This window comes from Roseateles sp. P1_C1_2 (assembly GCF_056406535.1).
On the sequence record NZ_JBFUAB010000011.1, the window covers coordinates 123381 to 148715 of the forward strand.

Sequence of the window (25335 nt, forward strand, 5' to 3'; positions counted from 1 at the left end):
GCCAGCCGGGTTTCAGGTGTCCATTGGGTTGAACCGATCCGAGCCTATGTACCTACATCCCAATTGCGCGATTGAAGGTACGTAGGTACATTGGCAACGCCATGAAGCTCCTCACCAGCCGCGAGTTCAACCGCGACGTCAGCCTCGCCAAGCGGGCCGCCCAAGTCGAGCCGGTGCTGATCACCGACCGCGGCCAGCCCACCCATGTGCTGATGAGCATCGGCGAGTACCGCCGCCTGAGCGGCGAGGGCGAGAGCATCCTGGAGCTGCTGGCCATGCCCGAGACGCTGGCCATCGACGCGGCCGATGCGGCGGCGGACGGTGCCTGGGATCACAGGGAAAGCCTCTGATGTTCCTGCTCGACACCGGCATCGTCCTGGAACTGCGCAAGGCCAAGGCCGGCCAGTCCGATGCGGGCTTGGCCGCCTGGGCCGCCGGCCTGCCGCGGCAAAAACTCTTCATGTCGGCGCTGAACCTGCTGGAGATCGAGAACGCCGCCGCTCGCCTCGGCCGCAAGGACCGTGCTGCCGGCCTGGTCGTGCGGGACTGGATCGACAACCGCGTGCTGCCTGCCTTCGAAGGCCGTGTGCTGCCGGTGGACGCGGCCATCGTGCGCCGCCGCGCCCAACTGCCCTATGCCAACACGCGCGACGGTCTGCTGGCTGCGACGGCGTTGGAGCATGGCCTGACCTTCGTCACGCATCGCGTGTCGGCCTTCCGCGTCGGCCGCGTCAAGCTGCTCAACCCCTCCGGCTATATCGCCCAGCCCAGCGAAGAGGACGAGGACTGGGCCCACGGTGCCCAGACCGGCCACCAGTGGCTGAAGAACCTCTATACGAGAGCATGAACAAGCGACGCATCCTCATCGTCGGCGGCGGCACCGCCGGCTGGCTGACCGCTGCCTACCTGGCCAAGGCCCTGAAGCTGTCCGAGCGCCCCCATCTCGAAGTGACCGTGCTGGAGTCGCCCGACATCAGCAGCGTCGGCGTCGGCGAAGGCACCTTCCCCACCATCCGCAGCACGCTGCAATTCCTCGGCATCGACGAGGCGCGCTTCATCCGCGAGACCTCGGCGACGCTGAAGCAGGGCATCCGCTTCGTCGACTGGGCGCGCACGCCCACGGCGGGCCAGCATCAGCAGTTCTTCCATCCCTTCGAGGCGCCCTTCTACACGGAGGACCTCAACCTGGTGCCCTACTGGCTGCTGCAGGACGAGGCCGGGCGCATGCCCTTCGCCGAGGCCATGACGCTGCAGGTGCGCGTCGCCGAGGCGCATCGCGCACCCAAGCGGGCCGGCGAGGCGCCCTATGCGGCGCCGCTGAACTACGCCTATCACTTCGATGCGCTGAAGCTCGCCAAGCTGCTGGCCGAGCGCGCCCGCGAACTCGGTGTGCGCCATGTGCAGGGCACGGTGACGGACGTGTCGCTGGATGCAACGGGCTCCATCGCCCACCTCGACACCGCCCAGCAGGGCCGCTTCGAGGCGGAGCTTTATATCGACTGCACGGGCTTCCGCGCCGAGTTGATCGGCCGGGCCCTGGGCTCGAACTTCAAGTCCGTCCGCCACCAGCTCTTCGTCGACCGCGCCCTGGCCTGCAAGGTGCCGCTGGATGCCAACGCGACGATGGAGAGCAGCACCATCGCCACCGCCCACGAGGCCGGCTGGCTGTGGGAGATCGGCCTGAACGGTGCGCGCGGCATCGGCTGCGTCTACTCCAGCGACCACCTCAGCGACGACCGCGCCGCCGACATCCTGCGCGCCTACTGCGGCGCCGGCCACGAAGACCTGGGCGTGCGCAGCATCCCCTTCACGCCCGGCTATCGCGAGCAGCAGTGGGTGAAGAACTGCATCGCCGTCGGACTGTCGGCCGGCTTCCTGGAGCCGCTGGAGGCCACCGGCCTGGTCCTCATCGAAGCGGCCGTCGGCATGATCGCCGAGATGCTGCCGCACAGCGGCCCCATCCACGCGCCGGCGCGGCGCTTCAACGAGCTGATGACGGCGCGCTTCGAGAACATCATCAACTTCCTGAAGCTGCATTACTGCCTGAGCCAGCGCCAGGAACCCTTCTGGCGCGACAACGCCCAGCCTTCCACCATCCCGGACCGCCTGGCCGGCCTGCTGGAGGAATGGCGGCTGCGCCCGCCGGGCCGCTTCGACTTCGTGCTCGACACCGAGACCTTCGCCTTCTTCAACTACCAGTACGTCCTCTACGGCATGGGCTTCGGGACCGACCTCAGCGCCGGCCGCAGCGACTTCCCGCAGATGGCGGACGCCGACAAGCTGTTCGCCAAGATCCAGCGTTTTGCCGACCGCGCCATCGCCGACCTGCCCAGCCACCGGGCGCTGATCCAGCAGATCAACGCGGGGCGCTGAAGGCCTGCAGTGCCGAGGGCGTGTCCAGCGGCCTGAGCGACTTCTGCCACCAGCCCACGTCGCGCCACTCGCCGTTCTTGAAACCGACGTTGCGATAGACCCCCAAGGGCTCGAAGCCCACCGCCTCGTGCAGGCCCACGCTGCCCGCGTTCGGCAGTGCGACACCGGCGAAGGCCTGGTAGTAGCCCAGCTCGGCCAGCAGCGGCAGCAGCTTCCCGTACAGCGCCCGGCCCACGCCCTGGCCGCGCGCGTCCTCGCGCACATAGACGGTGGTGTCGACCGACCATTGATAGGCGGCGCGCTCGCGGTGCTTGCTGGCGTAGGCATAGCCGCAGACGGCGCCCTCGGTGTCCTCGGCCACCAGCCACGGCAGGGCGGGCAGCGTCTTCTCGATGCGCGAGCGCATCTCGGCCGCATCGGGTGGCTCGGTCTCGAAGGAGATCGTCGTGTGCTGCACGATGGGGCCGTAGATGGCGGCGACGGCCGCGGCGTCGTCGGAGGTGGCGGTGCGGATCTTCAAGGGGGCGTCTCCACGGGTTCAGGAAAGGTGCGGGCCGGCGCCCGGATCAGCAGCAGGGCCGCCAGCGCGCTCAGGCCCAGGGCGGCGGAAAACCACAGCACGCGCGTGCCGAAACCGGCCAGCAGCAGGCCGAACAGCCAGGGCGACAGCGCCTGCGCCAGGCGCGCGGGCAGCACCAGCAGGCCCTGTCGCTGCCCATAGCCTTGCGCGCCGAACAGCGCCAGCGGCAGCGTGCCCTTGGCAATCGTCAGGATGCCGTTGCCCGCGCCATGCAGCAGCGCAAAGGCGGCGACGGCCGGCGCGCCCAGCAGCGCCAGCAGGGCAGCGCCGAGCGGGTGCATCAAGGCCGCGGCGCGGGCGGAATGCAGCGGATGCAGATGCCTCAGCAGGCCGAACTCCAGCAGACGCCCGGCGACCTGGGCAGGCCCGACGAGGGCGCTGACGAGGATGACAGCCGTGGGCGCCGCGCCCACTGCAGCCAGCAGCCGCGGCAGATGAGCGGCCATGGCCGTGCTGATGAACCAGCTGACCGCGAACACCCAGGCCAGCAGCGCCGCCGTCATAGCGGGCGGTTTGGTGTCGACCGCAGCCGCCGCGCCGGCGGGCGTTGCTGCCAATGGCGGCGTTGCCCGCGGCAGCCAGGCATTGAGCGGCAGGCCGATGAGGAGGTGCAGCCCCGCCCAGGCCCAGCAGGCGCCGCGCCAGCCGAAGGCGTGCTCCAGCGCCGCCGTCAGCGGCCAGCCCACCGTGCTCGCAAAGCCGGCGATCAAGGTGATGCCGGTGATGGGGCCGCGCGCTTCCTGGCCGTAAAGCCGCACCAGCGATGCGAACGCCGCTTCATACAACCCGCCGCCCATCGCGACGCCCATCACCAGCCAGGCCGCGAACAGACCCCTGGGGCCGCTGGCCAGGGCCATGGAGGCCAGGCCCAGTGCGAACAGGCCGCTGGTGGCCATCAGCACCGACCGGCCGCCCCAGCGGTCGATGCGCCGACCCGAATGCGGCCCCACCAGGGCCGACACGACCAGGGCCACCGAGAAGGCCGCGAACACGGTGGGTTCGTCCACGCCCAGTTCGGCCGCCATCGGCCGCGCCAGCAGGGCCGGCAGGTAATAGGACGAAGCCCAGGCCAGGGTCTGGGCGATGCCCAGTGTGGTGACGACGCGGACGCGGCTGTTGCCCATCGTCAGCCGCAGCAGCGGGAGGCCCGCGGTTCTGCTTCGACGGCGGGCCGGGGTGCGCAGCCGCTCGGTCCGCAACCCTTCTTTGGCGCATCGACGGGGGCCGAGCAGACACCCGTCTCCGGCAGCTCCAGCTCGACGCGATCCGCCGCCATCAGGTCGCCCGCGATGGCGGCAACCACCGAGCGCGCCTGCTCGAAGCCGGTGGCCATCAGGAAGGTGGGGGCGCGGCCATAGCTCTTGACGCCCAGCGTGTAGAAGCCCGGCTCCGGGTGGGCCAGCTCGCGGTGGCCATGCGGGCGCACCGTGCCGCAGCTGTGCAGATTGGGATCGATCAGCGGGCCCAGCGCCTCGGTCGATTCCAGCCACGGATCGAGCTTCAGGCGCAGCTCGCTGGTGAGGGCCAGGTCGGGCCGCTGGCCGGTCGCGCAGACGATCTCGTCGATGCCGTCGACGACCACGGGCTGCTGCTGCGCATCCAGCCCGTGCACGCGCAGCTGCCCGCCCATGCCCTCGATGCGCGTGATGCGCAGGCCGCTGAAGAACTCCAGCGTGCCGCCGTCACGCAGCCGGCGCAGCGACGCACCCAGTGCGCCGCGGGCGGGCAAGGCGTCCGTATCGCCGCCACCGAACACGCGCTGCAGTGACGGTGCACGCACCGCCCAGGCCAGCTGCGTGCCGGGCGACTGCCGGGCCAGTTCGGCCAGCGACAGCAGCGCGTTGGCCGCCGAGTGGCCGGCGCCGACGACGAGGGTGCGGCGGCCTTCGTAGCGCTCGCGCAGCGCGCCCATCACGTCGGGGATGCCGTAGAAGATCTGCGCCCGCGCCTCGGCTTCGCCGATGGCCTGCAGGCCGTTGGCGCCGACCGGGTTGGGTTGGTTCCAGGTGCCCGTCGCGTCGATGACGGCGCGGGCGCGCAGTTCGTGCAACTGGCCGTGCTGCTCATAGCGCACGAGGAAAGCGGCTTGATCGCGGCCGGCGCTCTTGACCTTGTCAAAGCCCTCGCGGCTGACGGCCACGACGCGTGCGCCCAGCTTCAACGACGTGGCCACCTGCGGCAGGGCGGCAAACGGCTTGAGCACTCGCTCGACCACCTCGCCGGCCTGGGGCAGCTCGGCCGCCGGTGGCGCCGTCCAGCCGGTGGGCGCCAGCAGGCGTGCCATCGCGGCGTCGACGTCGAACTGCCAGGGCGAGAACAGCTGCACATGGCCGTAGTCGACGAGATTCGCGCCGACCACCGCACCGGCCTCCAGCGCGACGAAGGGCAGGCCTCGTTCGATCAACTGAGCGACAGCCGCCAGGCCGACCGGACCGGCGCCGAGCACGGCGACCGGCAACGCGCCGTCGGCAACGGGCGCCTCGCGCAGCACCAGCGTCATCAGCGCCGCGCAGGCCGGGCAGGCGCCCTGGAATTCGGCCGAGGCCTTGAGCGCCGCCGGCACGTCTTCGATCTTCATGCGCTTGAAGCCGTATTGCGCAAAGTACTCGGGCGCCGTCACCGTCAGCAGGTACAGAGCCGCGATGTCTCGCGAACGGGCTTCCTGCAGCAGCCGCTCGACGAGCAGCCGGCCGATGCCCTGCTTGTGCAGCCCGGGCGCTATCGCCACTGAGCGCACGAGCGCGATGGTTCCGGCGACATGGCCATACACCTCGGCGCCGGCGCAGCCGACGACTTCACCGCCCTGTGTGGCGAGCAGATAGGTGGACAGATGGCCCTGTGCGCCCTCGGTGGGCAGCTTGTTCGCCAGCAGCAGGGCTTCAACGGCCGGCCAGTCGGCGGCGCCGGCCTGGCGCAGGGAGAGGGTGTCGTTCAACAGCATGATTTGGAATCCTGGGTGGGCTCCCTCAGGGCTTGGGGCGGCAGGCAGCAGGTCGCGGCCGGGTCTTCGCGCAAGGCCTTCAGGAGCGTCAGCAAAGAGGTCTCGACGGCGGCGCGCTCGCGCTCGCTCAAGGACGCCAGCAGCTGCTGGGCGTGGTCGTCGAGGGTCTGGTTCAGCTCACGGACGGTGCGCTCGCCGTCGGCGGTGAGCGTGACGAGCCAGCTCCTTGCGTCGAGCGGGTTCGGCTCCTTGCTCACCCAACCACGGGCTGCCATGGCCYCCACGGCACGCGACACCCAGCTCTTCTCCAGGCTGACCCGTGTGCCGAGTTCCGACAAGGGCAGTGGCCCGGAGCGCCCCAGCTCGGTCAACAGATGGCACTGCGTGCTGGTGGTGCGGCAGCAGTCGGCCACGACGCGCTGGGCGCGGGTGTACAGACGCGCCACTTCGCGCAACAGGCTGCCGGGGGCGGACTCGGTCATTTGGATGTGTGTAGCAACTATCTGGTCGCATGTTCAGGCCCCTATTACTCGTTGTCAATAGCAACTACATCGGTCAAAAAGGCGGGGCTCGAGGCCCCGCACGTTCAGGTCACGGTCAGGCCGCGTGTCGGCTCGTCACCTCGGTGGCGCTGGACAGCACGCGGTTGACCGCCACCGCCAACGCGGCACCCATCAGTTCGGCGATGACAAAGCCCGGCGCGCTGGCCGGCGCGATGCCGGCGAAGCTGTCGCTGAACATGCGGCCGAACACGGCGGCCGGGTTGGCGAAGGAGGTCGACGCGGTGAACCAGTAGGCCGCGCCGATGTAGGCCGCCACCATGGCCGCCACGCGCGAGCCCGGCGCGCGCAGGATGACGAGCACCAGGCCGAAGGTCGCGACCCCTTCCGCGATCCACTGGCCCGTGCCGGTGCGCAGCTTGGTCGAGAACTGCAGCACGCTCATGTCGAACATCGCGTGCGCCAGCCAGGCGCCCAGCATCGCGCCCATCAGTTGCGCGGCGACATAGGGCAGCAGGGCCGACACCGACAGCTCGCCGCGCCAGGCCATGACCGCACTGACCGCCGGATTGAAGTGGGCGCCGCTGACGGGACCGAAGACCTCGATCAGCACATACAGGCCGCCGACGGTGGCCAGCGTGTTGGCCAGCAGCGCGAGGGCGACATTGCCGCCCGACAGGCGGTCGGCCATGACGCCCGACCCGATGACGACAGCCAGCAGCCCGGCCGTGCCCAGGCCTTCGGCGAAGAGTTGGCGGGGCAGGCTCATGCTTGCGAGATCCCGACGAGGGCCTGCTGCAGCTCGGCCCTGCTCAGCGTGGCCAAAGGCAGCTGAAGCAGCTGCAGCATGCGGTAGCCGATGGCCTGGCGCGTCAGTTCGAAGGCGCGGCGCTTGCCTTCATCACCGCCTTCCGCGTTGGACGGGTCCGGGTAGCCCCAGTGCACCTTCACGGGCTGGCCATTGCCGCCAAAGAACACTGGGCATTGTTCGGCCGCCGCGCTGTCGCAGACGGTGATGACGATGGACAAGGGCGGCGCGCCGTCCTGGCTGAACTCGTCCCAGCTCTTGCTGCGGTAACCCGCCGTGTCGACGCCGGCGTTCTGCAGCGCCTCGAGGGCGAAAGGATTGATGCGGCCACTCGGGGCGCTGCCGGCACTGTGGGCCTGCACGTCGCGACCGAGCTTCTTCGCCCAGTGGTTGAGCATGCCTTCGCCGAGGACGCTGCGCGCGGAGTTGTGGGTGCACAGGATGAGGACGTGGGTGGTCATGGTGATCTCAGCAGCAGGATGCCGTGCCGCTCGGCACGGCGCAGGCGGCGCCCTGGCAGCAGTTCTCGGTCAGATAGCCCAGCAGTGAATTCATCTGCTCGTAGTGGGCGCGGTAGATCAGGTTGCGGCTGGCGCGCTCCTGGGTCACCAGGCCGGCGTTGACCAGTTCCTTCAGATGGAAGGACAACGTGGCCGGCGCCACGCCCAGACCTTCCTGGATGGCGCCGGGCGTCAGGCCCGCGTCGCCGACGACGACGAGGGCGCGGAACACCTGCAGGCGCATGGGCTGTGCCAGCGCGGCGAGGGCTTTGACGACGAGTTGTTCATCCATAATTCCATTATTATCGAATAATGGATGTGGACGCAAGCACCACTCAGCGCAGGGAACGAGTGCTGGACGGGTGAGTCTCGAACTGCCGTGAGACGAAGCGCCAGATCATGCGCGACGCATCCGGTCCGTTGGCATCGCTGAAGCGCTGGCGCGCGGCGCCGCCGCTCCAAGCATGTCCCAGGCGGTCGATCTCCACCAGCGTCGCGACCAATTGGCTCGCGCGCTTGTAGTGGGTCACCGTCATCGGGTAGCGCGCGCCGCGCTTTTGCTGCTGCGGCTCGCCCTCGCGCGCGCCGGCCGCCTCGGACCACATCAGCGCGGCAGCGCCGGCGTTGCGGGCCGACACGACGCTGTCGGCGTCACCATGGATGACCATCAACGGCGGCCAGTCCAGCGGCACGGTGACCGGCGTGTCCGGCTGGCGCCGCCCCTGCATCGCGACGACGGCCGACACCGGCGAACTGGCCGTGCCTGGCGGGACACCGGAATGCATGACCAGTGCCTTGAAGCGCTGCGGATAACGCGTGGCCAGCAGGGCCGCCATGCTGGCGCCGGCCGACAGCCCGGCCACGGCCACGCGCTCGCGGTCGGCCGCGTAGAGCATGCAGACCTGGTCGACGGCCTTCATGATCCAGGCGGCTTCGGCAAAGGCGCGGCCCGACTGGGTGTCGAACCAGTTCCAGCAGCCCTGGGGGTTGCACAGCCGGGGCTGCTCCGGATACAGCACCAGGAAGCGCTCGCGCGTGGCGACCGCATTCATGCGTGTGCTGGCCGCAAAGCTCTTGGCGTCCTGGTGGCAGCCATGCAGCATGACCAGCAGCGGCAGCCGCTCGCCGAAGCGCACGCCCGGCGGCCGGTACAGGTAGTAGCGGCGCGGCCCGTCGGCCGCCATCACCAGGCCCATCAACCAGCTGCCCGCGCCGGCTGGCGGCCGGCGGCTTTCGCGCAGCGGCTTGGCGGCCTGTCGGAGCAGCGCGGCGTTGCGATTCAGCAGCGCTGCCCAGGACGGTTGCCTCATTGGCAATCCGGATGGCTCGGGTTCAGCGTGCAGTCCGCCTGCTCCAGCTCCGACGGGTCCGGGTGCTCGCGCAGCGCGGCGTTCAGCTGGTCGATCTGGCCACACCAGTCGCCATCGTCCTGCTGCCACTGTTCGCGGATGAAGGCGACCTGGCTGGCATTCCAGAACGGCGCCTCCGACAGGTTGAGCGTCTGCGGCAGTGGCCGGTGCAGGCGGATGAATTGCCTGATTTCGTCGGGCGAATCCGGCAGGCCGAGCTGGCAGAACAGCGCAGGCAGGTCATGGTGGGTGGTGGTGTCCATGGCACATCCTCTTTCAAAGGGTTTCACGGCGGGACTGTTGAGACTCAGACCTTAGATGGCGACGCTCCACGCCGGTGTCAGCCGACGCGCCGTCAGTGCCTGGCGGCCCTGTCAGCCAAGGCCCACAGCCCTGGCTGCCGCCGGCCGACAGACTCGCGGGCTGCAGTCGCCTAGCGTCAGGGAATGAGCAGATTCAATGGAGGTCGACGATGACCTGGAATGATTTCGTTGAACGCATGCAGGCCGCATGGCCCGACGTGGGCTGGACCGAAGTGCTGCCTGCCGTGCTGGCCGGCGCCCTGACCATCGTCGTCATCAAGCTCGGCCTGCGCTTCGTCGTGCAGCGGCTGCGCAAGCTGTCGCAGCGCACCAGCAGCACGCTGGACGACGGCCTCGTCAGCGTGCTGGAGCGCACCAATGGCGCGCTGATCTGGGTGGTCGGTCTGCTCGTGGGCCTCAACATGCTGCCGCTGGACGACCGCTGGCACGACCGCGTGTCGCAGCTGTGGTTCGCCGTCGTGGCCCTGCAGCTCGGCCTGTGGGCCCAGCAGGCGGTGGCCCAGGTGCTCACCGCCCAGCAGCAGCGCCATGGCGGCACCGCCGCGCTGTCGGCCTCGGCCACGCTGCTCAGCTGGGGCCTGCGGGGCGCTCTGTGGGTCGTCGTGGTGCTGGCCGTGCTGTCCAACCTCGGCGTCAACATCACGGCCTTCGTCGCGTCCCTGGGCATCGGCGGCATCGCGCTGGCGCTGGCCGTGCAGAACATCCTCAGCGACCTGTTCGCGTCCCTGGCCATCGCCGTGGACAAGCCCTTCGAGGTGGGTGACTCCATCACCGTCGGCGATGTGACCGGCACGGTGGAGCGCGTCGGCCTGAAGACGACGCGAATCCGCAGCCTGGGCGGCGAGCAGATCGTCATGTCCAACGCCGAGCTGCTCAAACGCACGGTGGCCAACTTCAAGCGCCTGCAGACGCGTCGCGTGGCCTTCACCTTTGGCATCACGTCCGATGCGTCCGCCGATGACGCCGCCGCCGTGCCGCCGCTGGTCAAGGCCCTGATCGAGGCCGACCCCAAGCTCGAACTGGTGCGCGCCCACTTCAAGGGCTTTGGCGAGAGCTCGCTGAACTTCGAGGTGGTCTACCGCGTCAAGGACCCGAGCTACGACGTCTATATGGACCACCAGCAGATGTTGAACCTCGCGCTGATGCGCGAGCTGCAGCAGCGCGGCATCCGCCTCGCGTTCGCGACCAACACAGTCAATGTCGTCGGTTTGCAGGCGCCAGCACCGGCGGCGCGCAAGGGCTCAACGCCTGACGCACCCGACATCGTGCCCGCCGCCGCCGGCTGAAGCCCGTGATCCACAGCGCAGCCGCCGGCCCCGAGTTGCTGACGGCGGCCGTTGCGGCGCTCGTTCTCGTCGCCATCGCCGGCGCCCTCTACACCCACCGCCTGGGTCTGTCGCATCTGCTCATCTTCATGGCGGTCGGCATGCTGACCGGCGTGGACGGGCCGCTGGGCCTGCCCTTCGACGACCACCGCCTGGCCGTCAATGTCGGCAACCTGGCCCTGGCGCTGATCCTGTTCGACGGTGGCCTGCGCACGCGCTGGAGCGAAGTGCGCCGCGCCATGCTGCCGGCCAGCCTGCTGGCCACGGTGGGCGTGGCCATCACGGCCGGCATCGTCGCGGGCATCGCCAGGCTGGTGCTGGACATGCCCTGGACCGAGGGCCTGCTGCTGGGCGCAGCCGTGTCGTCCACCGATGCTTCCGCCGTGTTTGCACAGTTCAGCGCGAGCAAGTTGAACCTGGAACCGCGCCTGGCGGCCACCATCGAGGTCGAGTCGGCGCTGAACGATCCCATGGCCATGGTGCTGACCATCGGCCTGATCACCTGGCTGACACCCTTCGGCCAAGCCGGAGGCGCACAGGTGAGCAGCCTGCTCGACCTGCTGCCCCTGCTGGGCGAACAGCTCGGTCTGGGGTTGCTGGCGGGTGGCCTGGGCGGCCTGCTGGCTGCCTGGTGGGTGGGCAAGCTGCCCATCACCGACGACCACGACGGTCTGGCCGCGCTGCTGATGGCAGCGCTGGGCTTTCTGCTTTTTGCCGTCACCAACCGCTGCGGCGGCTCGGGCTTCCTGGCCGTCTACGTGGCCGGGCTGCTGGTGCGCCACCGCGCCGAGCGCGTCGCGACGATGAGCCTGCCCGGGCTGAACGGCTACACCTGGCTGGCCCAGGCGGTGCTGTTCCTGCTGCTGGGCCTGCTCGTCACGCCGCATGAGGTCTTGCGCCTGATCGGCCCGGCTCTGCTGCTGGCTGCCGGTCTGATGCTGATTGCACGGCCCGCCGCGGTGGTGCTGTGCCTGGCGCCGCTGGGCTTTGGCTGGCGCTCGCAATGCTTCGTCGCCTGGTCGGGCCTGCGCGGCGCCGTGCCCATCGTGCTGGCCACCTACCCGGTGCTGGCCGGTCTGCCGAATGGCTGGCGCTTCTTCGACGTGGCCTTCGTCGTCGTGCTGCTGTCGCTGCTGGTGCAGGGGCCGACGCTGGCGCCGCTGGCACGCTGGCTGGGGCTCGATCAGCGCCAGCGCTAGCCGACGGGCGCCAGCAGGTTGGCGTCACGCGCCAGCTTCCACCGGCCGCCGTCCTTGCGCAGCAGCGTCAGCGTGTGGCCTTCGCGGCGTGTCGGCGGCGAACCGTCGGGCGGTGTGGCGGTGACGCTGAGGCGGCTGCGCATGAAGGCCCAGTCGCCCATGACCTGCACTTCCAGGATCTCGCTGTGCCCATCGAACCTGGGCGCCTTGCCGCGGGCCTGGCCTTCGGCGGCCTTGGCGAAATCGGTCCGCGTCATGGGGGCGCGGCCCGGTATCAAGAAGACGGCATCGTCCGTCATCAGACCGAGCACCGTGTTCACGTCACCATCGCGCGTCGCACTCATCCAGATCGCCACGAGGTCGCGAATCTCTCGTTCATCGCTGTTCATGGCGACACCTTAGCCCTCGAGGCGCTGCCCACTGTTTCAGGTTGTGCCGGCCAGCGAGTCCGCCTGCGTGACCAGGCTGCCCGCTGCCACGCTGCGCGTCAGCCAGACATTGCCGCCGATGACGGCGCCGCGGCCGATGGTGACGCGGCCCAGCACGGTGGCGCCGGCGTAGATGACGGCCTCGTCCTCGACGATGGGGTGGCGCGGCTGGCCCTTGACAAGGTTGCCGTCGCCGTCGGTGGGGAAGCTCTTGGCGCCCAGCGTCACGTTTTGATAAATGCGCACCCGCTCGCCGATGACGGCCGTCTCGCCGATGACGACACCGGTGCCGTGGTCGATGAAACAGCCGCTGCCTATCGTGGCGCCGGGGTGGATGTCGATGCCGGTGTCGGCATGGGCCAGCTCGGCGATGACGCGCGAGATCAGCGGCAGGCCGAGCTTGTAGAGCTCATGTGCCAGGCGGTGGCTGATGAGCGCGCGCACGCCGGGGTAGCAGAGCAGCACCTCGTCCACGCTGCGTGCGGCCGGGTCGCCCTGGTAGGCGGCGAGCACGTCGCTGTCCAGCAGCACGCGCACGCCGGGCAGGGTGCGCAGGAAGCGCGTGGCCAGCTCAGCGGCATCCTGGCTGGGCGTGTCGTCACCCCGCTGGCGGGCGTCGTGGCGCAGCTCCAGCGCGGCTTGCTGGCGCAGCGTCGTCATGGCCGCGCCGAGGGTGTGGCCGACATAGAAGTCCTCGTGCTCGGGCTGCAGCGTCGGCGGCCCCAGGCGCATCGGGAACAGCGCGCCCGACAGGCACTGCACCATGCCGGCCAGCAGTTCGCGCGACGGCAGTTCGCGGCCGTCGCCGCCGCGGCGGTGTGCGTCGCGCCAGCGCCTGCGTTCGTTGCGCAGGGCCTCGACGACTGCCTGCAGTTCATCACCGGGCGCGGACGTTGACGGAGGAGTGGAGGCTTGGGTCATGGCGGGCGCCGCGCAGGCGGTGGGCAAGGGCGGTCAGTATAGAAATCCACCTTCTCCCCACGAGGGCCAGGGCTGCCGTCACGGCCAGCATGGCAGCCATGTGCACGGCCACCGCCGCCAGCGCCAGCAGCAGTGAGCCCGAGGCGGTGATCTCCTTGGCCGGCGAGGCGCTCAGGCAGATGGGCACCAGGGCCGGCACCAGCATCATGCCGCTGCCATGGGCGCTGGCTACCAGGCAGGACCACAGTGCCATCCCGGCCTTGGCATGGCGCAGCGCCAGCGCCAGCAGCAACAGCAGGCCGCACAGCAGCTGCCAGCCGCCCATTGACCCGCCCAGGGCCACCAGCACCGCCACGCCGCCGACGGCGGCGGCATGCCCGAGCGCGATCGGCAGCAAGGCGCGGCGTGTGTCCTGCGCACAGGCGGCCAGTCCCCAGCCGGTGGCCGGGTTCAGGCCGTGCAGCGCTCCCGCGCCGGCCAGGGCCAGCCAGGGCCAGATATCCATGTCAGCGTCCGCCTTCGGGCCGAGCGCCGGGCCGCTCCCTAGCCGGCCCGCTCCGGCGATGTGCTTGCGGCCCGATGCCGCAAGCATCGCCGTCCCCTCGGGGGACCGACCAAGCAAATCCTTGGGCGAGGGGCTTCACGATTGGCCGCCGCAGCAGGCCGCCGCCGCGGGTTGGGCCAGGTTCTCGTAGCGGTCGTGATGCCTCACCCACTCCATCGTGTAACGCAGGCCCGCCTCGTCGCGGCCCTTGGGCGTCAGGTCGATGAGGTTGTAGGTGCCCATCATCACTTCCACGCCGCGGCCGAAGGTCGAGTAGGTGTGGAAGACCTGGCCGTCGTCGTCCTTGCAGAAGATGCTGATGCCGGGCGCCTCCTCCTGCGGGAAGGGCGTCATGTGGAAGTTGTAATAGACCTCGCCGTCGACGCGGTCCGCCGGCGTGAAGCTGACGTGGAAGTCGCGGTTGAAGTCATTGCCGTTGGACGAGGCCCAGGCGAACTGCCAGCCCATGCGTCGCTTGAAGGCCTCGATCTCGGCCAGCGGCGCGCGCGACACCGCCAGCAGCGTGATGTCGCGCTGGGCCAGGTGGGGCGCCATGCTGTCGAGGTGGTCGGCCATGAAGGAGCAGCTCTTGCAGCCCTGCTCCCAGCCGGGGGCGAGCATGAAGTGCTGCACCAGCAGCTGGCGCCGGCCCTGGAAGAGTTCGCTGAGCTTGCGCGGGCCGTCCGGCGTGTCGAAGACGTAGGCGCTGTCGTCCAGGCGTACCCAGGGGAGGGCGCGGCGTTCCTGGGCGACGCGGTCGCGCAGCTGGGTCAGCTCCTTTTCCTGGGCGAGCAGGTTCTTGCGCTCGGCGATCCAGAGATCGCGGGTGACGACGGGGTGGGGGAGAGGGGCGTTCATCAAAGACTCCTTGGGTTGGCGAAGGCAATGCAGCGGCTCCACCCGGGCTCGGGTGCGGTGCTGCTCAGGGGAATCAGGGGTTAGGCGCGCTTGGGCCGGCGCACGGCGCGGACTTTTCCGGTGCCGCCGCCGCCGGCATAGAAGAGGTCGGCACCGTCGGATTCGAGGCCGCTGACATTGGTGCCCGGGGGCATCTGCAGGCTTTCGAGCACGCTGCCGTCGCTGGGGTCGATGCGGCGGATCTCGCTGGCGTCGTCTTCCCAGGTGCCATGCCAGAGCTCGCCGTCGACCCAGGTCACGCCCGTCACGAAGCGGTTGGATTCGATGGTGCGCTGGATGGCGCCGGTGGCGGGGTCGATCTGGTGGATCTTGCGGCCGCGGTGCTGGCCCACCCACAGGCTGCCCTCGGCCCAGGCCATGCCCGAGTCGCCGCCCTGGCCGGGTGCCGGAATGGAGGCGACGACGCTGCCGGTGGCGGGGTCGATCTTGTCGATGCGGGCTTCGGCGAGCTGGTAGAGGTAGCGGCCGTCAAAGGCGGTGCCGGCGTCGCAGGGGCGCTCGATGCGCTGCTGGGCCTCGCCGCTGGCGGGGTCGAAGGCGACCAGGGCGGTGCCGGTGGCGGCCCAGACGCGCTGGCCGTCGTGGGTGACGCCGGCGATGCTCTTGCCGCCTTCGAAGGGGCCGTATTCGCGCACGATCTCGGCGGGCTGGGTGGGGATGCTCATCTGGTTGCTCCTATTGGCTGGCTATGGGCGAACCTTAGCCAAGCTGCAGCGCGGCGGGGAGTAACAAGATCGTCGTGAATCCGGTCAGCGGCGGCGCCAGCCAGCGCCGCGAGCGGGTCTGGCCGATGGCGCGCACGCGGCCCGCGGCCTCCAGCTCGGCCAGCTCGCGCTGCACGGTGCGCTGGCTGGCATCCAGGGCCAGGGCCAGGGCCGAGGTGGACCAGGCCGCGCCGTCGGACAGCAGGGCCAGCAACTCGCTGGCCTCGCCATCGACCGGGGGCGCCAGCACGGCCACGTCCGGCGCGCGCAGCGCGAAGCCGCGTGAGGTCGCCTCGATGCCGGCGACGGACTTGACCAGGGCACGCAGCCGCCCGATCTCGACGCGCAGCCGTGCTCGATGGGTTTCGTCGACCTCGCGGATGCGAAAAGCGCGCTCGATCAGCGTGTCGCGCTCGGCCTCGGCCGGCCAGGCCTCGGCAAGCGCCCGCAACAGCGTGAACAGGATGGGCCGGCGGGCCAGCGGCACTCGCAGTTCCGTGGCAGTCAGCGCGTGGCGGCAGGCATCGACGACCAGGATGCCCGAGTCCATCAGCGCGGCCACCTCGGGCAGGCGCAGCGGCTGCCATTGCCCATCGCGCAGGCGGCGCGCAGCTGTGCGGTCCAGCACCGCACTCGCGTCGGCCACCTCGGCCTGCAGCGCCGGCACGCCGCTGCGGGCGGCAGCGGCGCGGCCGCGAGCAAGGGCGGCGTGCACCTCGGGCATGCGCAGCGAGCGCAGCGCCAGTTCGGCCGAAGCCAGGGCGGCCACGGCGGCCGGCAGCGGCGGCAGGGCCTGGCCGTCCAGCGGTGCGAGCAAGTCCCCGGCCGCGTCGAGGCGGCCCAGCAGCAACTGACGCCGCACCGCGATCAGCCGGGCCTGCAGCGCATTCGTGGGGTCGCCTCGGGCTTCGAGCGTGACCATGGCCGCCTCCAGCGCGCGCGGCGCGGCGCTGAAGTCGCGCATCGCCAGCGCCACCTCGGCCTCGGCGACGACGCAGCGCGCCTGCGCCAGCGCCTCCTGCGTGCCAAAGCCTTGTGCCGCGCGTTTCAGCAATTCACGAGCGCGGGCGTGCTCGCCGAGTTGGGCCATCGCGATGCCGCGCAGGGCCAGGGCCGGCGGGTCCTCGCGCAGGGCCACGCGCTTGAGGGCGGCCAGCGCGTCACCCGCGGCCAGGGCGCGGGCGGCGGCGGAGATCAGCGAGTCCACGGTCTACTTGGCCTTGGGCGCGAGCAGCAGCAGGTCGCCGTTGCGGTCCTCGGTGATCCAGAGCCGGCCATCGCCATCCTGGTCGACGTCGGTGGGCGCGCCCGTGGGGTGTTTGCCCGTCAGCGCATTCCAGCCTTCGATCAGCGGCAGCGGCTCGCCCACGGGCTGGTGCTTCTTGCCGTCAAAGCGCCAGGCCATCAGGCGGTGGCCGCTCGGCTGGTAGCCGTGCCATGCCATGACGAGGCTGCCCTGCCATTTCGCCGGACCGCCGTTCTTGTAGAACAGCATGCCCAGCGGCGCGGCATGGGCCGGTATCAGCTTCACCGGCGCGGTGAAGTCCTGGCAACTGCTGGCGCCGTAGCTGCGGTCCAGTACGTCGGTGCCGGTGCAATGCGGCCAGCCATGGTGCTTGCCGGCCTCGACGCGGTTCAGCTCGTCGGGCGGCGCGGCCTTGTCGTACTTGTCGCCGGGCAGGGTGTCGCGGCTGTTCTCGGCCTGCCAGAGTTCACCGGAGTCGGGGTGGACGGCCAGGCCGACGGAGTTGCGCAGGCCCCAGGCAAAGGGTTTGCCTTCCCAGGACGGCGCGACGCCCTGCCCGCGCGTGAACTTCCAGACCGCTGCATAGGGCGCCTTGCCGCCGGTCTGCGGGCAGCCCTTGTCGCTGCCCGCCTCGACGCCGTCAAAGGCCTCGCAGTGGTCACTCGGCGCGCCGACGTTGACGAAGAATTCGCCGGCCGCATCGACGGCGAAGGACTTCAGCGGGTGGCGCCCCTGGGCGGGCAGGTCGGTGATGATCGGCCGCAGCCGCGCCAGGTTCATGTCGACCAGGCTGATGCGGTGCGTCTCGGCCAGCAGCACCCGGCCTTCGGCGTCCTTGCGCAGGCCATGCGGGCGATCCAGCCCCTTCAGCAGCACCGTGACCTTGAAGGGCTTGCCCGGCTCGCGCTTCAGCTCGAGCAGGCGGCCACGACCGGGGTTCCAGTTGCCCATGTCGGTGACGAGCAGGTGGTTGGGCCCCAGCGCCAGCACGCCGCGCGGGCGGCCCAAGTTGGAGGCGGCCAGTGCCAGGCAGAACTCGGGCGCGACCTGCAGCGACGTGATGGCAGGCAGGCCGTCGCATTGGCCTTGCGTGCGGTAGGCAGGCGGCTGGCCCCAAGCGGATGCGCTCAGCAGAGCGGCCAGGGCGCAGATGGCGTGGCGGATGAGGGCGGTCATGGGCTCATTGTGTCGGTGCTCGCGTTGATACAGCACGCCGCACGGTGCCCCGTGCTGTAGCTTCACGCCACCGCCGCCGGCCGTTGCAATGCCGGCATGAACGAGATGCTGCCCCTGCTGGTCTATTGCGCCCTGATGTCCGGCACGCCGGGGCCGAACAACATGATGCTGGTGGCCAACGGCGCCCACTACGGCTACCGGCGCACGCTGCCGGCCATCCTGGGCATCAACACCGGCGGGGCGGTGCAGACCTTTGTCACCTGCATGGGCCTGGGCGCGCTGTTCGTCGCCTGGCCGGTGCTGCATGAGGCACTGAAGCTTGCCGGCACCTTCTACATGCTGTGGCTGGCGTGGAAGCTGGCGGTCGCGCCGGCGGCGACCGACAGGCCGCCCGAGCGCCTGAAGTTCTCGCAGGCGGCCCTCTTCCAGGCGGTGAACCCCAAGAGCTGGGTGAAGGCGGTGACGATCGCGTCGGTATTCATGCCGACGCAGTGGAGCGTGGCGTCGGGTGCGCTCTTCGTCAGCCTCGTCGGCGCGGTCATCGGCTTTCCCTGCATCTCGATGTGGGCGCTGTTTGGCGTCGGCATCGGGCGCTTCCTGTCCAGCCCGGCGCGGCGGCGGGTGTTCAATACGATGATGGCCGTCTCCCTCGCCGTGCTTGCCCTCCTTTTGATGCGGTAGGGCCTGATAGCACTGCGAGAATCGGATGCGTTGCCACACAAAAGTCCGCGAGCAAGGCGTGAGGCGAAGCTGGGGTTGGCCCCCAGCGAGGCCGAGCAACGCCGCGCGCGGGCTTTTGTGTGACAACCCTTCGGGAGAGGGGCTGCGCGGACGCATGGCGTTGTTATGCGCCTTGCCCGGGCACCCGGCCCGGGCTTCAGCGCGCGCCTAGCCCTGCATCCGCGCAGACCCTCTCGCACCGATCCTCGCAGTGCTATCAGGCCCCATGTTCTCGCTGGACCGCGACTCCCCCACGCCGCTGGCCGACCAGATCGAGCAGCGCCTGCATGCCTTGATCGCCAGCAGCCAGCTGCCGCCCGGCGCACGGCTGAACTCCATCCGCCAGCTGGCCTCGCGTCTGGGCGTCAGCCCCAACACTGTCGTCGTCGCCTACGACCGCCTCGTCGCCGCTGGCGTCATCGACTCGCGCGGCACGGCCGGCTTCTTCGTCGCCGAGGGCCCGGCCGACGCCATGCCCGACGCCGCCCGCGTGGAGGCCGGTGAAGAGCAGGAGGCCGTCTGGCTGGCCCAGCAGGCCAACGACCAGAAGGCCGGCGTGCTGCTGGCCAGCAGCGGCGCCCTGCCGGCCACCTGGCTGGAGGAGGCCATCCCTGCCGCCGCCGTGCAGCGCGGCCTGGCGCGGGCGAACGCCGGCATGGCCTCGCGCTGCCCGCCCCAGGGCGTGCCGGAGCTGCGCGAGCGCATCGCGATGCTGATGCGCGGGCAGGGCATCGCGGTGGACGCCGGCCGCATCCTGACGACCTATGGCGGCACCCAGGCCATCGACCTGATCTGCCGCGCCTTCCTGCGCCCGGGCGACTCGGTCGCCGTCGAGACGCCGGGTTATTTCTTGCTGTTCGATCGCCTGCGCCAGGCCGGCGTCAACATCGTGCCCGTGCCGCGCCGGCCCGATGGCATCGATCTGGAGGCACTCGACGAAGCCTGCACCCGGCATCGCCCGCGCCTGCTCTTCATCCAGAGCGTGCTGCACAACCCGACCGGCTGGGGCAGCACGGCGGCCAATCTGCACCGCGTGCTGATGCTGGCCCAGCGCCACGACTTCCTCGTCGCCGAGGACGATGTGCAGGGCCACTTCCACTCAGGCTCGCCAACGCGCCTGGCGCAGTTGTCGGGCCTGGAGCGCGTCATCTACTACTCGAGCTTCTGCAAGGCCATGAGCCCGGCCCTGCGCCTGGGCTATATGGCCGCGGAGCCGGCTCTTTTGCGCGCGCTGATGCGCGAGAAGATCATCTCGGTGCTGACGACGGCGGCGCTCAACGAGTACGTGCTGCTGGAAGTGCTGGCCGCCGGCCGCTGGCGCAAGCACCTGGACCGCCTGCAACAGCGCCTGGCCGCCGCGCGCGCCGCGGCCACGCAGCAGCTGCGCCAGGCCGGCGTGCTGCTGGAGCATGCGGGCGAGGGCGGTCTGTTCCTGTGGGGCGCCTTGCCGGCCGGCGTGGACGTGGACGGCGTCGTCAAGGAGGCCTTCCGTGCCGGCATCCTGCTGGTGCGCGGCGCCACCTTCGCGGCGGACGGTGCGCGCGACCCGCACATCCGCTTCAACGCGGCCTTCAGCCAGCAGCCGCGGCTGGCGGAATTTCTGCAACAGCAATTGAGTGCGGCAACCAGCGCTCAGGTGGCGGTGCAGAGGGCGCGCTCGAGGATGGCCGCAGGGGGGGCGCTGTGAACCTTCACCATGGGACTTGAACAGGCCAAGGCCGTCATGCTGCCGCGCTAAGCTGTTCGCAAACGTCGCGTTCGAGCGGCGTGCAGGGGAAAGCATGAAGCAATGGTTGGCCTGCGCCTTGGGCCTGGCTCTGGTGGCCTGTGGTGGCGGTAGTGGTGGGAGTGAAGATGGCGGCCCGGCGCCGCTGCCGGATTCGGTCGTCAAGGCGGCGTCGCTTGCCGAGTTGCAGGCCTACTCGATGCCCGCTGCCCAGAAAGCCGAGTTGCGGTGGACGGACTGGGTGGAAGGCGAGACGGGTTTTCGGGTCGACAAGTCGGTCAACAACAGTTGGACGCCCGTCGCCACGCTGCCGAGCACGCCGGGCGGGGCGCTGGCCGGGGTGCCGAGCACCTGGACGGGCCCGCTGGAGGCGTCGCCCACGTCCTACCGCGTGGTGGCGGTGCTGGCAGACGGCCGCGAGATCGCCCTCAAGGCCCTCTCGGGCGCGGCAGAGCTGAAACTGGGCGTGCCGACCGAGATGGCGGCCACAGCCATCGCGCTGGACCAACCCGAACCGGTGCGGGGCAATGTGAAGCTCAGCGTCGCGGGTGCGCCGGCCGGCGCCGTCTCGGCGCGCTTTTCCACGAATCAACTTTCGTCCCAGATCGGACCCCTCTCCACGGCCGGCCCGAGGTTCGAGACCTCGTGGAGCGCCGGCACGGAGGCCGAGGGCGACTACAAGGTCAAGCTGCAGTTGCAGTACGCGCCGGGCACCTTCGTCGAGATCGAGCGCGCCGTGGCCGTGCGCAACCAGGACCTCGCGGCCACCTTCGTCAGCAGCATCGGCAACGACACGCCGCGGGTGACGGTCTATGTGATCCCGTCCAGCCGCTCCGGCGCGCCGGTGGTGTCGGCCAGCCTGAGCGTCGACGGCAAGGCCATCGGCACGCTGGACAAGACGGCCTGCCATGTTGTCGCCGTGGGCAGTGCCTGCGTCCAGGCCTTCCTCTTCGACTTCCTGAGCTCCGACTACGGCGTGGGCCCCCATGTGCTGCAGGTTGCCCTCGTCGACGCGAACGGCCTGCGGGGCCTGGTGACGGGCAGCATGGTCAAGCCCGCGCCGTTGACCGTCACGCTCACCAGCCCGCTGCAGAGCCGCTTCACGGCGGGCAAGGTCGAAGTGCGCGGCGAGCTGACGGGCGACCCGAGCTACTCGGGCACGCTCAAGCTTCTGCTGCGCTACCCCGACCTGAGCGAGCGCCTGCTGCTGGAGCGCAGTAGCTACGGCCCGTTCAGCCTCGACGTCGACATGACCGGCCTGCCGGACGGGCGCTACAGCGTCTCTGCCACGGGCTTTCCCACGGTCAAGGCCGGCGGCATCGCCACCGCCTCGGCCGCCGTGCTGTGGCAGGCCCAGCCGCCGATGGCCTACGAGCGGATCAAGGATCTGCCCTTCAACGGCAGCCTGACGGCCTCGGGCGCTGGCGGTGTGCTGCTCAACAACAATTTCACCGCCGAGTGGGTGATCCCCGGCGGCACGCCGGCAGGCGCCGTGCTGCCGACGGCCGTGTCCACCAGCGAAGGTCAATGGAAATTCGCCGGCGATCGTTGGCTGGCCCGGGCCGTGGGCAGCGGCACCATCGTCTACGCCTGGCGGGCCGACGGCTCGCGGCAGGCGATCTCCAATGGCGACGCCGGCGCTTTCTCGGCGGTGGGCACCCAGGCCGGCTGGCTGCAGGACGTGGGCGGCCAGCCGACGCTGTGGCTGTCCAACCTCGCGGCGCCAGCACCGGCGCCGGTGGCCGTTCCTTTGAGCGGCAACGCCACGACGGTGCAGCAGAACGAGGGTGCCGGCCTCTCGCTGGGCATGGGCGCGAGCGGCAAGGTCGTCGCGGCCTATGCGGCCGTGCAGCGCAGCGTCGTGGACGGGGTCAAGGCTTCGGCGGTGTATGTGTACRACGAAGCCACCCATGCGCACCGTCGCGTCTCCGCCGAGGACAGCATCGCGAGCGCCCCGCTGACCGATGGCCGGTGGGTCGCCTGGGGTGTGGCTCAGCGGGCCAACACCACGCCGGGCGAGTTGTGGGTGGCACCCGTGGACGGCAGCAGCCCGCCCACGCGACTGTCCTCGTCGCTTGCCGGTGCGGTTCAATGGGCGGACGGCCTGCTGGTGTGGAGCGAGCCGCTCGGCGGCAGGGTCTTCGCGCTCAAGGCCTGGCGCAATGGCGTGACGACGACGCTGCGGACCGAACTGGGCGCCGTGGTGCTGGCCGTCGGCAGCGGCGCGGTGGCCTATGCCGTCGGGAGCCGTCTTTACGTGTGGACGCCCGGCAAGGGCGAACGCCTGGTGCATAGCGTGGGCGATTTCGACGCTGCCGCCCTCACCGAGGGCTGGATCTACTTCACCGTCGGCTACCCGACGACGCTGTACCGGGCGCAGCTCTAGAGCGAGGTGGCCGGCGGGGCCACGCTCACCACGTCGCCCACAGCAATGCGCCCGCCCTCCAGGATGCGCGCCGTCATGCCGCCATGGCCGCGCATGGCGGCATAGCCGCCCGGGCCGATGACCTCCTCCATGCGCGAACAGGGCGCGCAGGGGCCGACGATCTCGATCAGCGCCTCGCCGACGCGCACCTTGGCGTTCTTCAGCGTCAGCAGGTTGATGCCGGAGACAACGAGGTTGCGGCGCAGGTCCACCGGGTCGATGGGCGCGCTGCGTGCAAATGTCGCGATCAGCGGCAGATGCTCCAGCTGGATCAGCGTGACCTGGCGCGTCGACAGCTCGGCCTCGCCGCGCTGACCGAGGCGGTCGTCGGCCAGGCCAATGCCGGCCAGGGCGGTGGTCGCCTCGACGCGGCGCGCCGGGTCGCGCGGCGTGCCGCGCACGACGATGGCTTCGATGCGGCCCTGGATATGGGCCGGTGGCGTCATGAGGTCGCGCATGGTTTTCATGGAAACACATTAGCCCAGCTTCGTCCCGCATAGTTCACGGATGCGCGGTACTGCCCCGTCAAGGCGCGTGGCGTCCCGGCCGAAGATGCTCTCAAGGAGTGTCTGCCGTGCTGAGACGTCTGTTTTTCACCTTCGTGTGTGTCGCGCTGTCTCAGGCCGCTCACGCCGCCGACCTGACCGCGTTGGAAACGCGCTGGCTGCAGGGCATCGCGCCCGTCGTCGGTCATGCCCGCCAGGTGATGTCGCTGCCGCTGGACATCGTCGTGCAGCCCCAGGCCGAGCCCGGTGCGGCGCCACTCGCGCTGGGCTTTGTCGAGGGCCGTTGCAAGCTGGTGCTGTCGATGCGCGGCAATCCCGAGGGCCAGCGCCAGATCGACGCGATCGACCCGGCGCTGCTCGGGCCGACGCTGGAGCTGATGGCAGCCCACGAACTGGGCCACTGCCGCCGCTACCTCGATGGCGCCTGGCATGGCCTGCCGGCCGGCTTCGTCGCCGCCAAACCGCCGGACGACCTCTCGCCCGATCTGCAACAGGCCTGGCTGGCCATGCGTTCCACCCGCCGCGAGGAAGCCTATGGCGACCTCGTCGGCCTGGCCTGGGCGCGGGCGCGCCACCCTGCGCTCTACACCCGGCTGCACGCCTGGCTGGCGGCGGAACGCTCGGCCGACCTGATTCCCGGCAGCCACCACGACACGCTGGACTGGTTGGCCCTCGTCCGCGACCCGGCCATGCTGGACGGCCGCACGATGTTCGAGGCTGCCGACCGCGTCTGGGCGCGCGGCCTCAGGGACTGAGCCGGCGCTGCGCTTTCCCGGCTACGCCTGCCATACGGCGTAGCCCGCCTCGCGCAGGCCGATGGCGAGTTCCACCTCCATGTCGCGCGCCGCGTCGTAGGGCATGGGGTTGTAAAACTCATAGAGCTCGGGCATCAGGCGCACGCCGTACTTCAGCACGAAACGGTTGGCCTGCACGCCGGCCATGTGCCTGTCAAAGCGCAGGTCCGGGTCCAGGCCCGTCATGCCGACGTACAGGCAGGGCTTGACGATGTCGTGGTCGGGATTGCACTTGCGGAAGGCCGGCTCGTTCCAGACGCGCTCAGACAACAGCACGACATAGACGTGGTAGTGATCGCGGGGTGGTCGGCGCGGCATGGCGGGCGGATTGTCTGGCGGCGCCTCGATGCGGTCTTGCGCACAAAAAAAGCCCAGCGACCCTCAGGCCGCTGGGCGGAAACGCCTGGGTGTGCACCCTGACAACTGCGATACCGCATGATACTGTTTATTTGTACAGTATCTTGAGTGCCTGAAGCGTGGCGAAGTCCTCATGCTTGATGACGGGTCCCCCGATTCGGGCCTCGCCAGCAGCGGGGCCCGCCGCTAAAACCACAACTCGAGATTGCAGTCGGAGATGTCCATGAACGCTCAACACGCTTTCGTATCGCTGCTGCTGGTGGCCGCGCTGATCGGCCTGGCATTCCTGGGCCTGTCGTTCGGCCATGCGCTGAAACATCATGACCTGGCCCTGTGGGGTCAGCATCCGATGTTCGGGTCCGGCATGGCGTCGCTGATCACCGCCTTGCTTGGCGGCTTCCTGATGTTCGGCCTGCGGGATCGCCGGCATTGACGGCCCGAGCCGCCGGGCAAGCTCCTCAGCTGGTCATCATCGCGGTGTAACGCCGCTGCATCTCCTCAGGCGCCAGTTTCTCGATCGAATGGCCAAGCAGCCATGCATGGCCGAAAGGATCTCGCAGCCGGCACGAGCGTTCGCCGTAGAACTGATCGGTGGGCGGCATCAACACCGTCGCCCCCGCCGCGACAGCGCGTTCGGCCATCGCGTCGGCGTTGTCGACGTGAAGGTGGATCGTGCAGCCGGTGAACCGGTTGTCCTGCGGACCCACCATGCCGTACTCCGGGAACTCGTCGCACACCATCAACACCACCGGACCGAGCTGGAGTTCGACGTGTCCGATCCGGCCCGACGGCTCGACAAGCCGGAAGAGTTCGGTCGCGCCGAACGCCTGTTGATAGAAGGCGATCGCGGCCTTGGCGTCGCGCACCATCAGGTACGGGAACACCTCGTGGATATCGCTCATGAAACCTCTCCTTTGAACGGCGACTTGCCGCGAGAAGCGCAGCCTAGGTGGCGAGGGTGGGCGGTGTATT

29 protein-coding genes are annotated in these 25335 nt (G+C 69.9%); 10 read left to right on the top strand and 19 right to left on the bottom strand.

Going from position 1 to position 25335, the window contains the following annotated elements; all coding sequences use genetic code 11:
• Positions 1–101: 101 nt before the first annotated feature.
• The 3 genes from AC1D2H_RS12680 to AC1D2H_RS12690 are packed head-to-tail and all read left to right on the top strand — an operon-like array spanning position 102 to position 2373.
• Positions 102–350, top strand: a complete 249-nt coding sequence (locus tag AC1D2H_RS12680) for a type II toxin-antitoxin system Phd/YefM family antitoxin (protein ID WP_477929999.1) — start codon at positions 102–104, stop codon at positions 348–350.
• A complete protein-coding gene (locus AC1D2H_RS12685) occupies positions 350–847 on the top strand; it encodes a PIN domain-containing protein (RefSeq protein ID WP_478011190.1) in 498 nt (165 codons plus the stop codon). Before AC1D2H_RS12680 ends, AC1D2H_RS12685 begins: the two co-directional genes overlap by 1 nt.
• Complete coding sequence (locus AC1D2H_RS12690) at positions 844–2373, top strand: tryptophan halogenase family protein (RefSeq protein WP_478011191.1); 1530 nt, start codon at positions 844–846, stop codon at positions 2371–2373. The genes AC1D2H_RS12685 and AC1D2H_RS12690 overlap by 4 nt, the downstream gene beginning before the upstream one ends.
• Here AC1D2H_RS12690 and AC1D2H_RS12695 read toward each other — a convergent pair.
• The 9 genes from AC1D2H_RS12695 to AC1D2H_RS12735 all read right to left on the bottom strand — a co-directional run bounded on the left by AC1D2H_RS12695 (position 2357) and on the right by AC1D2H_RS12735 (position 9314).
• Complete coding sequence (locus AC1D2H_RS12695) at positions 2357–2893, bottom strand: arsinothricin resistance N-acetyltransferase ArsN1 family B (protein WP_478011192.1); 537 nt, start codon at positions 2891–2893, stop codon at positions 2357–2359. The genes AC1D2H_RS12690 and AC1D2H_RS12695 overlap by 17 nt on opposite strands.
• Positions 2890–4077, bottom strand: coding sequence for an MFS transporter (locus tag AC1D2H_RS12700; protein ID WP_478011193.1), 1188 nt, complete (start codon positions 4075–4077; stop codon positions 2890–2892). Before AC1D2H_RS12700 ends, AC1D2H_RS12695 begins: the two co-directional genes overlap by 4 nt.
• Positions 4078–4079: 2 nt before the next feature.
• The gene (gene arsN2, locus AC1D2H_RS12705) at positions 4080–5894 is read right to left on the bottom strand and encodes an arsenic resistance N-acetyltransferase ArsN2 (protein ID WP_478011194.1); all 1815 of its coding nucleotides are present in this window, start codon (positions 5892–5894) and stop codon (positions 4080–4082) included.
• Entirely contained in the window at positions 5885–6376 is a 492-nt protein-coding gene (locus AC1D2H_RS12710) for a MarR family winged helix-turn-helix transcriptional regulator (protein ID WP_478011195.1), read from the bottom strand. The genes arsN2 and AC1D2H_RS12710 overlap by 10 nt, the downstream gene beginning before the upstream one ends.
• 115 nt (positions 6377–6491) lie before the next feature.
• The gene (locus AC1D2H_RS12715; RefSeq protein WP_478011196.1) at positions 6492–7163 is read right to left on the bottom strand and encodes an aquaporin; all 672 of its coding nucleotides are present in this window, start codon (positions 7161–7163) and stop codon (positions 6492–6494) included.
• Positions 7160–7663: an arsenate reductase ArsC gene (locus AC1D2H_RS12720; protein WP_477930014.1), complete on the bottom strand. Its 504-nt coding sequence runs from the start codon at positions 7661–7663 to the stop codon at positions 7160–7162. Before AC1D2H_RS12720 ends, AC1D2H_RS12715 begins: the two co-directional genes overlap by 4 nt.
• Before the next feature lie 7 nt (positions 7664–7670).
• Entirely contained in the window at positions 7671–7994 is a 324-nt protein-coding gene (locus AC1D2H_RS12725) for an ArsR/SmtB family transcription factor (protein WP_478011197.1), read from the bottom strand.
• A gap of 43 nt (positions 7995–8037) precedes the next feature.
• Positions 8038–9012 (bottom strand): extracellular catalytic domain type 1 short-chain-length polyhydroxyalkanoate depolymerase, encoded by a 975-nt coding sequence (locus AC1D2H_RS12730; protein ID WP_478011198.1) that lies wholly within the window; start codon positions 9010–9012, stop codon positions 8038–8040.
• Entirely contained in the window at positions 9009–9314 is a 306-nt protein-coding gene (locus tag AC1D2H_RS12735) for a DUF2789 family protein (protein ID WP_478011199.1), read from the bottom strand. The genes AC1D2H_RS12730 and AC1D2H_RS12735 overlap by 4 nt, the downstream gene beginning before the upstream one ends.
• A 209-nt stretch (positions 9315–9523) precedes the next feature.
• Here AC1D2H_RS12735 and AC1D2H_RS12740 point away from each other — a divergent pair, with 209 nt between their 5' ends.
• Both AC1D2H_RS12740 and AC1D2H_RS12745 read left to right on the top strand, forming a co-directional pair.
• Positions 9524–10660, top strand: coding sequence for a mechanosensitive ion channel family protein (locus AC1D2H_RS12740; RefSeq protein ID WP_478011200.1), 1137 nt, complete (start codon positions 9524–9526; stop codon positions 10658–10660).
• A 5-nt stretch (positions 10661–10665) separates the two neighbouring features.
• Positions 10666–11898, top strand: a complete 1233-nt coding sequence (locus AC1D2H_RS12745) for a potassium/proton antiporter (protein ID WP_478011201.1) — start codon at positions 10666–10668, stop codon at positions 11896–11898.
• On the opposite strand, the gene AC1D2H_RS12750 is transcribed toward AC1D2H_RS12745, so the two are convergent.
• From AC1D2H_RS12750 to AC1D2H_RS12780, 7 genes are all read right to left on the bottom strand, one after another.
• Complete coding sequence (locus tag AC1D2H_RS12750; protein ID WP_478011203.1) at positions 11895–12287, bottom strand: YybH family protein; 393 nt, start codon at positions 12285–12287, stop codon at positions 11895–11897. The two genes, AC1D2H_RS12745 and AC1D2H_RS12750, sit on opposite strands and share 4 nt — an antisense overlap.
• Positions 12288–12323: 36 nt before the next feature.
• Positions 12324–13247: a serine O-acetyltransferase EpsC gene (gene epsC / locus AC1D2H_RS12755; protein ID WP_478011204.1), complete on the bottom strand. Its 924-nt coding sequence runs from the start codon at positions 13245–13247 to the stop codon at positions 12324–12326.
• Positions 13204–13752: a hypothetical protein gene (locus AC1D2H_RS12760; protein WP_478011205.1), complete on the bottom strand. Its 549-nt coding sequence runs from the start codon at positions 13750–13752 to the stop codon at positions 13204–13206. The genes epsC and AC1D2H_RS12760 overlap by 44 nt, the downstream gene beginning before the upstream one ends.
• Before the next feature lie 135 nt (positions 13753–13887).
• On the bottom strand, positions 13888–14649 hold the full coding sequence (locus tag AC1D2H_RS12765) for a DUF899 domain-containing protein (protein WP_478011206.1): 762 nt from the start codon (positions 14647–14649) through the stop codon (positions 13888–13890).
• Positions 14650–14729: 80 nt separating this feature from the next.
• On the bottom strand, positions 14730–15374 hold the full coding sequence (locus AC1D2H_RS12770; protein WP_478011207.1) for a Vgb family protein: 645 nt from the start codon (positions 15372–15374) through the stop codon (positions 14730–14732).
• A gap of 34 nt (positions 15375–15408) precedes the next feature.
• Positions 15409–16620, bottom strand: coding sequence for a helix-turn-helix domain-containing protein (locus AC1D2H_RS12775; protein ID WP_477930034.1), 1212 nt, complete (start codon positions 16618–16620; stop codon positions 15409–15411).
• 3 nt (positions 16621–16623) lie between these two features.
• Positions 16624–17835 carry a PQQ-dependent sugar dehydrogenase gene (locus AC1D2H_RS12780; protein ID WP_477930036.1) on the bottom strand — a complete coding sequence of 404 codons (1212 nt, stop codon included), beginning with the start codon at positions 17833–17835 and terminating at the stop codon, positions 16624–16626.
• A gap of 96 nt (positions 17836–17931) precedes the next feature.
• On the opposite strand from AC1D2H_RS12780, the gene AC1D2H_RS12785 reads away from it, so the two are divergent.
• The 3 genes from AC1D2H_RS12785 to AC1D2H_RS12795 all read left to right on the top strand — a co-directional run bounded on the left by AC1D2H_RS12785 (position 17932) and on the right by AC1D2H_RS12795 (position 22667).
• Positions 17932–18516, top strand: coding sequence for a LysE family translocator (locus tag AC1D2H_RS12785; protein WP_477930038.1), 585 nt, complete (start codon positions 17932–17934; stop codon positions 18514–18516).
• Between the two features lie 265 nt (positions 18517–18781).
• Entirely contained in the window at positions 18782–20242 is a 1461-nt protein-coding gene (locus AC1D2H_RS12790) for an aminotransferase-like domain-containing protein (RefSeq protein WP_478011208.1), read from the top strand.
• Between the two features lie 94 nt (positions 20243–20336).
• Positions 20337–22667 carry a hypothetical protein gene (locus AC1D2H_RS12795; protein WP_478011209.1) on the top strand — a complete coding sequence of 777 codons (2331 nt, stop codon included), beginning with the start codon at positions 20337–20339 and terminating at the stop codon, positions 22665–22667.
• Here AC1D2H_RS12795 and AC1D2H_RS12800 read toward each other — a convergent pair.
• Positions 22664–23173, bottom strand: coding sequence for an MOSC domain-containing protein (locus AC1D2H_RS12800; protein WP_478011210.1), 510 nt, complete (start codon positions 23171–23173; stop codon positions 22664–22666). The two genes, AC1D2H_RS12795 and AC1D2H_RS12800, sit on opposite strands and share 4 nt — an antisense overlap.
• Before the next feature lie 107 nt (positions 23174–23280).
• On the opposite strand from AC1D2H_RS12800, the gene AC1D2H_RS12805 reads away from it, so the two are divergent.
• On the top strand, positions 23281–23967 hold the full coding sequence (locus tag AC1D2H_RS12805; protein ID WP_478011211.1) for a hypothetical protein: 687 nt from the start codon (positions 23281–23283) through the stop codon (positions 23965–23967).
• Between the two features lie 21 nt (positions 23968–23988).
• Here the strand turns inward: AC1D2H_RS12805 and AC1D2H_RS12810 are convergent, their stop codons facing one another.
• On the bottom strand, positions 23989–24324 hold the full coding sequence (locus tag AC1D2H_RS12810) for a hypothetical protein (RefSeq protein WP_477930045.1): 336 nt from the start codon (positions 24322–24324) through the stop codon (positions 23989–23991).
• A 256-nt stretch (positions 24325–24580) separates the two neighbouring features.
• Here AC1D2H_RS12810 and AC1D2H_RS12815 point away from each other — a divergent pair, with 256 nt between their 5' ends.
• Positions 24581–24796 carry a hypothetical protein gene (locus AC1D2H_RS12815; protein WP_478011212.1) on the top strand — a complete coding sequence of 72 codons (216 nt, stop codon included), beginning with the start codon at positions 24581–24583 and terminating at the stop codon, positions 24794–24796.
• A gap of 25 nt (positions 24797–24821) precedes the next feature.
• Here AC1D2H_RS12815 and AC1D2H_RS12820 read toward each other — a convergent pair whose 3' ends face one another.
• Complete coding sequence (locus AC1D2H_RS12820; RefSeq protein ID WP_478011213.1) at positions 24822–25265, bottom strand: VOC family protein; 444 nt, start codon at positions 25263–25265, stop codon at positions 24822–24824.
• Positions 25266–25335 lie beyond the last annotated feature (70 nt).